Below are 7213 nucleotides of genomic sequence, written 5' to 3'. Positions count from 1 at the left end.
GTCGTTAGCTCAGTTGGTAGAGCAGTTGGCTTTTAACCAATTGGTCATAGGTTCGAGTCCTATACGACCCACCATTTTCTTTCCCTTGCCCGTTTATATCTGCCATAGTGTTTCTGCTCAATCGCATGCGACTTGGATGCGTAACACGGCTGCAACTATGGTATGATTCTGGCCCTAGTTTTTTGCCCTCGTTGGCAGTAACCCGCGGGATGACAAGAACCAAAATTATGTTGAGTAAGCAGGACATTGATGATCGCATTCTGGTGCAGGAGCATTTCGCTCAGGAACATCTGCCGCCGTCCATGGGATCAGCTGAAATCGAACAATACAAAACCAAAATCCGTCAGTTGCTGGCAGAAAAAGATGCCTGCCTTGTTGCTCACTACTACACGGATGATGTAATTCAGGAACTCGCCGATGAAACGGGCGGTTGCGTTGCTGACTCTCTGGAGATGGCCCGTTTTGGTGCGCGTCACCCCGCGTCAACGCTGATCGTCGCCGGTGTCCGCTTCATGGGCGAGACTGCGAAGATTCTCAACCCCGAGAAGCGCATTCTGATGCCCACTCTGGAAGCCACCTGCTCACTGGATATCGGCTGCCCGGCAGACGAATTCTCGGCGTTCTGCGATCAATATCCCGACCATGAAGTGGTCGTGTATGCCAACACCTCGGCAGCGGTTAAGGCTCGAGCCGACTGGGTTGTCACCTCCAGTATCGCACTTCAGGTTGTTGAACATCTGAGTGATCAGGGCAAGAAAATTATCTGGGCCCCGGACAAGCACCTGGGTGAGTACGTGCAGAAGCAGACCGGTGCCGAGATGGTGCTTTGGGATGGCAGCTGTATCGTGCATGAGGAGTTCAAGGCAAAAGGTGTGCTGGATCTGAAGAAGGTCTATCCGGATGCCGCTGTTCTGGTTCATCCCGAGTCTCCGGACGCTGTTGTTCAGATTGCCGATGCCGTGGGCTCCACCAGTCAGTTGATCAAGGCGGCTCAGGAGCTGCCCAACGAAACGTTTATCGTGGCGACTGATCGTGGCATCTTTTACAAGATGCAGCAGGCAGCACCGGGCAAGCGTTTTCTGGAAGCACCCACCGGCGGGTCAGGTGCCACCTGTCGCAGCTGTGCGCACTGTCCCTGGATGGCCATGAATGGGCTGGAAAATGTGCTTTCAGCCCTGGAACACGGGACGGATGAGATCAGCGTGGATGAAGCGCTGATGGAGCGTGCCCGCAAGCCATTGCAGCGCATGTTGGACTTTTCCACCAACTGATGAATGTGCGGGGTACTGCTGTCATGGCAGCAGCACCCCATTCCTCAGAACTGTTCTTTCATCTCCTGCCGAATCGCCTTCGCCTCACGCTCTTGTTGTGCCAGGCGCGCCTTCTCTGCATCGGTCAGGCCCTTTTCCCGGTATGCAAATTCAACCTGTCGCAGCGCAAGGTCAAACTGTGCGGTGAGCAGGAAGTATTCAATTCTGGCCTCGTGCACGCCGATTCTGTCTTGTAGCAGCCCCCTGACTTCTGCCAGCTGGAACCAGTACTGTGCATCGGAGGGATAATCTCTCGCCAGTTCCTCATAGATGCGTTTGGCTTCCTGGTAATGTCCTGCTGCCTGCGCGGCATGTGCCTGCAAGGCTTTTAACGGACGACTGCCGGGGTAGAGTGCGAGCAGCTCGCAGGCCTGCTGGGTGGCAGCCTCGGGCTTGCGTGCCTCGATCAGCTGCTCGATGCGCGTCATCTGTACAATCGGCTGGCTGGTCAGTGAGCTGGGCAGTGCCTGCCATACCGTCTCGGCTTGTGCGTGTTGACCGTTGGCAACATAGGCCAGCAACAGCCCGTAGGTGTTGGCGGCTGTGGCTGCCTGTTTGTGAGCTGCCTCAAACCGCTCGACGGCTGCTTGAGAGGTTTCGCTGAAATGGACCTGCAGGCGTGACTTGATCAGTTCAAATTCAAGTGCTGATCGTCTGTTGCGCGGCTTGGGGAGTTGTTGGGCGCGATTGAGCGAGTCGGCAATGCGTGATTCGGTAACGGGATGGGTCAACAGGAACTCGGGTGGCTTCTGGCCGAAAAATCGGTAGTTACGCTGCAAGCGACCAAACATGTTGGGCATGGCTTCAGGGTCAAACCCGGCCGCCGCCAGTGTCTGCATGCCGGCACGATCCGCTTCCTGCTCATTACGCCGGCTGAATGCCAGTTGCTGAGACATGGAGGCTCCCATTGTCGATGACATGACCGCCATGCCACCGTCGGTATCAGCAGCGGCAACGAGTATCCCGGCCAGCATGCCGGCCAGCATCAGGGGGCGATTTTTGCGCTCTTCTTCCAGTCGCTGGGCATAGTGACGCTGACTCAGGTGCGCCAGCTCATGAGCCAGTACCGATGCCAGTTCGCCCTCCGTTTCGGTCGCCAGTATCAAGCCGCCATGGACGCCGATAATCCCACCCGGTACCGCAAATGCATTCAGCGTCGGGTTGTCGAGCAGGAAAACGCTGATCCGGCGGTCCTGTACCTGGCTTTGCGGAAGCAGGTGCCAGACAAGATCCTCCAGATACTGATAACTGATCGGGTCTTGCAGCATGGGAGCCTGGCTGCGCAGGATGCGTGACCAGTTGCGGCCCAGTCGGTACTCCTCTTGCAGGCTGATGGTTGCAGAGGTGCTGTCACCCAGACGGGGCAGGTTGAATTCATCTGCCTGAACCTGGGAGGCACAGCTCCATAACAGGATGCAGGTCAGGAGATGGCGAAGCTGACGCATGATGTGCTCACTTTGTCGGTTATCCTGATCAAGGGATATGGTATATAGTGCCTTGCGTTCATGGCTAGTGTGTAGGAGACGATAGATGACCGAGCCGGAATTCGACCAGGAACTGGACACCAGCGGACTGAACTGTCCGATGCCGCTGTTGAAGGCGAAAGTGGCGCTGCATCAGCTGTTGCCCGGTCAGGTGCTTAAGGTGATCGCAACCGATGCCGGCTCTCTGCGTGATATCCCTGCCTATACAGACCTGTCGGACCACGAATTGTTGGAAACGTTCAGTCATCAAGGACGTTACATGTACTGGATTCGACGTGGTCGTTCGGCCTGAGGTCAAATATGCGCAAGATTTTTAATAAATGGATTGACCAGTATTTCTCCGACGAAGAAGCACTGTTTCTTTTCTTGCTCCTGACAGGAGCCCTGCTGGTAATATGGCTGCTGGGTCAGCCGCTGGCACCGGTCATTGCGGGCGTTATCCTGGCTTTTCTGATGCAGGGCGTTGTGGATTGGCTGCAGGGTCGAGGGGTGCCTCATCTGGGGGCTGTCATTCTGGTGTTCCTCCTGTTTCTGGGGTTTGTGACGGCGTTCCTGCTCTTCGTGATGCCAATTGTCTGGCAGCAGCTGGTCAACCTCTTCAATGAGGCGCCGCGGATGGTTTCTGAGATTCAGGCACTGCTGCTTGTTTTGCCGGAACGCTACCCCGACCTTATTTCCGAAACACAGATTCGTGAGTTGATCGCTGCAGCAGCAACAGAGCTCAGCAGGCTGGGGCAGTGGGTACTGACGTTTTCGCTCAACTCCATCACGGGTGTGGTCACCATTCTGATTTATCTGGTGCTGGTGCCCATTCTGGTGTTTTTCTTTCTCAAGGATGGGCGCCGGTTGATGAGTGGCTGGGTTGCTTTTCTGCCCCCCAAGCGTGAAATGATGACCCGCGTCTGGCACGAAATGGATGATCAGATCGCAAACTATGTGCGCGGCAAGGCGATCGAAATCATGATTGTCGGAGTGGTGAGCTATACCACCTTTGCGTTCTTCGGTATCAACTACGCAGCACTGCTGGGGATACTGGTGGGGCTGTCGGTGGTGATTCCCTACATCGGTGCAGCGGTGGTGACACTGCCCGTGATGCTGATTGCGTTGTTTCAGTGGGGCTGGAGTAACGAATTCATGTACCTGATGATCGCCTACGGTATTATCCAGGCGCTGGACGGTAATGTACTGGTGCCACTGCTGTTTTCAGAAGCGGTCAACCTGCATCCGGTATCAATTATCGTGGCAGTGCTGGTATTCGGAAGCTTCTGGGGGTTCTGGGGGGTCTTCTTTGCCATTCCATTGGCGACACTGGTGAAGGCCATTGTCAGTGCCTGGCCCAAAGCGGTGGAAGAGGTTGCCGGCGACTAGGTCGCCGGCGTGGGCGGTCAGAGTGACTTGACCGCCTCAAGCACCTCGTCCACGTGGCCCTTGACTTTTACCTTGCGCCATTCACGGCGCAGGATGCCCTCCTTGTCAATCAGGAAGGTACTGCGCTCCACGCCCATGTACTCACGCCCGTACATTTTCTTCAGCTTGATCACATCAAACAGCTGACAAAGGGTCTCTTCCTTGTCACTGATCAGCTCAAACGGGAACTCCTGCTTTGCCTTGAAGTTCTCATGACTGCGCATGCCGTCACGGGAAACGCCGAAAATCTCCGTGTCCAGGGCCTGAAACTCCTGATAAAGATCGCGGAAATTCTGGCCTTCTGTTGTGCAGCCCGGCGTACTGTCCTTGGGGTAAAAGTAGATAACAACGTTCTTGCCCTTTAGGTTGCTCAGGCTGACTTCGGTATCACTGGTGGCCTGTGCTGTAAAATCCGGAAATGGCTGGTCAATTTCAGGTGTGCTCATTGGAACTGTCCTTGGCTGATAAAAAGTCGCTCTCACTACTACGCGGGGGCGGCCAATTTCGTTTAGAATGCGCTATTTACGATAGCAAAAAACCTGCTGCCGGTTGAGGCCTGCGATTGCCACCGGTAGCATGGAAGCCCTATCCCCCGAGTTCCTGGACAAGATGGAGACGAAAATGATTCGCGGCAGTATTGTAGCGCTCGTGACCCCGATGACAGCCAACGGAGATATCGATTGGACTGCGCTGAACAAGATAGTGGATCTTCATCTTGATAAAGGCACTGATTCCATCGTGGCTGTTGGTACAACCGGTGAGTCACCGACTCTGGGGTACGATGAGCATCTGGAAGTGATCAAGGCTATCGTCGAGCGGGTCAATGGGCGTATCCCGGTCATCGCAGGGACAGGTGCCAACTCGACCGCTGAAGCGATCGAGATGACCAAGCGTGCTGCCAAGGTCGGCGCCGATGCCTGCCTGCTGGTGACGCCGTATTACAACAAGCCGACACAGGAAGGCTTGTATCAGCACTTCAAAACAGTTGCTGAAGCGGTCGATATTCCGCAGATTCTGTATAACGTGCCCGGCCGCACCTCCTGCGACATGCTCCCGGAAACCGTATATCGTCTGGCTGAAATCCCGAACATCGTGGGTATCAAGGAAGCCACAGGGGATCTGGATCGAGCGCGCGAACTGATCGAGCACGTACCCGAGGATTTCGCGGTCTATTCCGGTGATGACGCCACTGCCATTGAGCTTATCCTCATGGGTGGCAAGGGCAATATCTCGGTAACCGCAAACGTCGCTCCCGCTGAAATGGTCGAGCTTTGCCGTCTGGGACTGGAAAAGGACTATGAGGGAGCCCGTGCGCTTCAGGCCAAGCTGATGCCGCTGCACACCAACCTGTTCATTGAAGCCAACCCGATTCCGGTCAAATGGGCCATGGCCGAGATGGGACTGATCGAGGAGGGCATTCGCCTGCCGTTGACGGTTCTTTCTGAGCAGTATCAGGAACTGGTGCGCGCCTCTTTGCGTGAATGTGGCGTTATCTAACAGGGCAAGGATATGCAGATGCTTCGAACGCGTTATCTGCCGTTAGCGGTAGCTGTTTCAGTCGCTCTGGGTGGCTGCAGTGTGGTGGAAAATAACCCCATTTATGGCGATAACGGAGTCATCCGTGATCGCAGCCAGGACTATGAGCTGGCACAAAAATCCGAGCGTCTTCAGCTGCCGCCTCATCTGCGTGCCAAGGAGATGCAGGAGCAGCTGGTTGTGCCGGATGCCGGCGTAACAGCCGTCAGCAGTGACGCGTTTGAAGTGCCAAGGCCCGAATTTTTCTATGCCGAATCCGGCAGCGAAAGTGTCAATCTGCGCCGTATGGATGGCGAAAAGGTGATTCTGGTCGATGAACCGATCGCAGACGTGTGGCGCAAGGCGCGTGATTTCTGGGCCTTTAATGACATTGACATCGCCTACTCGGACCCGCGTCAGGGTGTGCTGGAAACCGACTGGATCGAGCTGGATGGTCATGACTACAGTTTCATTGACCTCTGGGTTAAGCGCTTGACCCTGCAGGATGTGGACGGTCCCACCCGGAACAAGCTGCGGATGACGGTTCGCCCGGATCCTGACGACTACAACAGGACCGCCATTCGCCTGAGCCATGTTCAGTTTCCTCTGGATGCGAAGGTGGCAGACGTGGATTGGCAGTCGCAGTCGCGTGATGTGGAGTATAAATCGGACATGATGTTCGAGATGCTTCGCTATCTCAGCAAGGCCGGCGCTACGCCGTCTGCCAACTCTCTGCTGGCGATGCAGCAGAAACAGAAGGCAAGGCCGCAACTGGGGCGTGACTCCCGTGGCAATCCGGTATTGAAGATCAGCGAGCATGCAGATCAGGCATGGCAAATGGTGAATGACGCGCTGGACTTGGCTGAAATTGACGCAGGCACGCGTGATCAGTCAAGGGGTATCATTTACCTCACATATACCACTACGACGCCTTTTGATAGCACTGAAAAAATGGGCTTTTTCGAGTGGCTTCATTCTGATCGAGATGAAATCAAACTGGAGACAGATTTTCTTTCAAACGCGCTTGGGGGCGACTCCAGTAAAGATGAGATATCTTACAGTAGCAGTGGCTCAAATGTCTCTGAAGCAGCTGCAGGCGAAGACGTAATAGAGTCTGATTTGGCTGACCCGAACAACCCGGCCAACCAGCCAGGGTATAAGATTTGGTTTGGTGGCAAAGTAATTTATGTCTTCGGGAGTAACAAAAATAGTTCTTATAATGCCGAGACGGGCAACCTGGAGCACACGGGACGCTATCAGCTTCACCTGAACCGTACCAGAAATGGTGTGTTCTTGAGCGTCCACACTCAGCAAGGCCTGGAAGCGCCTGCAATTGTGGCTGAAGAGATTCTTTGGGCAATCAAGGATCAGCTGCCAGAGCCGGGGTGATGTGATTCTGCACTAAAAAAGGGAGCCTTGAGCCACTGCTGTCCCATAAATGGCAGCAAATGAGAAAGCCTGAATCCAAGTGAGTAAAATGAGAGTGCGACCAAACAC

General features: G+C 54.9%; 7 protein-coding genes. 5 read left to right on the top strand and 2 right to left on the bottom strand.

Annotated elements, in window-relative coordinates:
* The first annotated feature begins 227 nt into the window (after nucleotides 1–227).
* Nucleotides 228–1271 carry a quinolinate synthase NadA gene (gene nadA, locus H9C73_RS15840; protein ID WP_209288874.1) on the top strand — a complete coding sequence of 348 codons (1044 nt, stop codon included), beginning with the start codon at nucleotides 228–230 and terminating at the stop codon, nucleotides 1269–1271.
* Nucleotides 1272–1315: 44 nt separating this feature from the next.
* Here nadA and H9C73_RS15835 read toward each other — a convergent pair whose 3' ends face one another.
* Nucleotides 1316–2755: a M48 family metalloprotease gene (locus H9C73_RS15835; RefSeq protein WP_209288873.1), complete on the bottom strand. Its 1440-nt coding sequence runs from the start codon at nucleotides 2753–2755 to the stop codon at nucleotides 1316–1318.
* Between the two features lie 85 nt (nucleotides 2756–2840).
* On the opposite strand from H9C73_RS15835, the gene H9C73_RS15830 reads away from it, so the two are divergent.
* Together H9C73_RS15830 and H9C73_RS15825 are read left to right on the top strand one after the other, a co-directional pair.
* Nucleotides 2841–3086, top strand: coding sequence for a sulfurtransferase TusA family protein (locus H9C73_RS15830; protein WP_209288872.1), 246 nt, complete (start codon nucleotides 2841–2843; stop codon nucleotides 3084–3086).
* A gap of 8 nt (nucleotides 3087–3094) precedes the next feature.
* Nucleotides 3095–4162, top strand: coding sequence for an AI-2E family transporter (locus H9C73_RS15825; RefSeq protein ID WP_209288871.1), 1068 nt, complete (start codon nucleotides 3095–3097; stop codon nucleotides 4160–4162).
* Between the two features lie 17 nt (nucleotides 4163–4179).
* Here the strand turns inward: H9C73_RS15825 and H9C73_RS15820 are convergent, their stop codons facing one another.
* On the bottom strand, nucleotides 4180–4647 hold the full coding sequence (locus H9C73_RS15820) for a peroxiredoxin (protein ID WP_209288870.1): 468 nt from the start codon (nucleotides 4645–4647) through the stop codon (nucleotides 4180–4182).
* Between the two features lie 175 nt (nucleotides 4648–4822).
* On the opposite strand from H9C73_RS15820, the gene dapA reads away from it, so the two are divergent.
* A complete protein-coding gene (gene dapA / locus H9C73_RS15815; protein WP_209288869.1) occupies nucleotides 4823–5698 on the top strand; it encodes a 4-hydroxy-tetrahydrodipicolinate synthase in 876 nt (291 codons plus the stop codon).
* Nucleotides 5699–5716: 18 nt separating this feature from the next.
* The gene (gene bamC, locus H9C73_RS15810; protein ID WP_236014339.1) at nucleotides 5717–7105 is read left to right on the top strand and encodes an outer membrane protein assembly factor BamC; all 1389 of its coding nucleotides are present in this window, start codon (nucleotides 5717–5719) and stop codon (nucleotides 7103–7105) included.
* The last annotated feature ends 108 nt before the right edge of the window (nucleotides 7106–7213 follow it).

It is taken from the genome of Marinobacterium alkalitolerans (assembly GCF_017776525.1).
Classification (GTDB): domain Bacteria; phylum Pseudomonadota; class Gammaproteobacteria; order Pseudomonadales; family Balneatricaceae; genus Marinobacterium; species Marinobacterium alkalitolerans.
This window is presented reverse-complemented; position numbering and strand designations above follow the sequence as displayed.

Bases quoted from the DNA above. Each gene is read 5' to 3' on its own strand.
- nadA (WP_209288874.1), top strand. From the start codon at position 228: ATGTTGAGTAAGCAGGACATTGATGATCGCATTCTGGTGCAGGAGCAT.
- H9C73_RS15835 (WP_209288873.1), bottom strand. From the start codon at position 2,755: ATGCGTCAGCTTCGCCATCTCCTGACCTGCATCCTGTTATGGAGCTGT.
- H9C73_RS15830 (WP_209288872.1), top strand. From the start codon at position 2,841: ATGACCGAGCCGGAATTCGACCAGGAACTGGACACCAGCGGACTGAAC.
- H9C73_RS15825 (WP_209288871.1), top strand. From the start codon at position 3,095: ATGCGCAAGATTTTTAATAAATGGATTGACCAGTATTTCTCCGACGAA.
- H9C73_RS15820 (WP_209288870.1), bottom strand. From the start codon at position 4,647: ATGAGCACACCTGAAATTGACCAGCCATTTCCGGATTTTACAGCACAG.
- dapA (WP_209288869.1), top strand. From the start codon at position 4,823: ATGATTCGCGGCAGTATTGTAGCGCTCGTGACCCCGATGACAGCCAAC.
- bamC (WP_236014339.1), top strand. From the start codon at position 5,717: ATGCTTCGAACGCGTTATCTGCCGTTAGCGGTAGCTGTTTCAGTCGCT.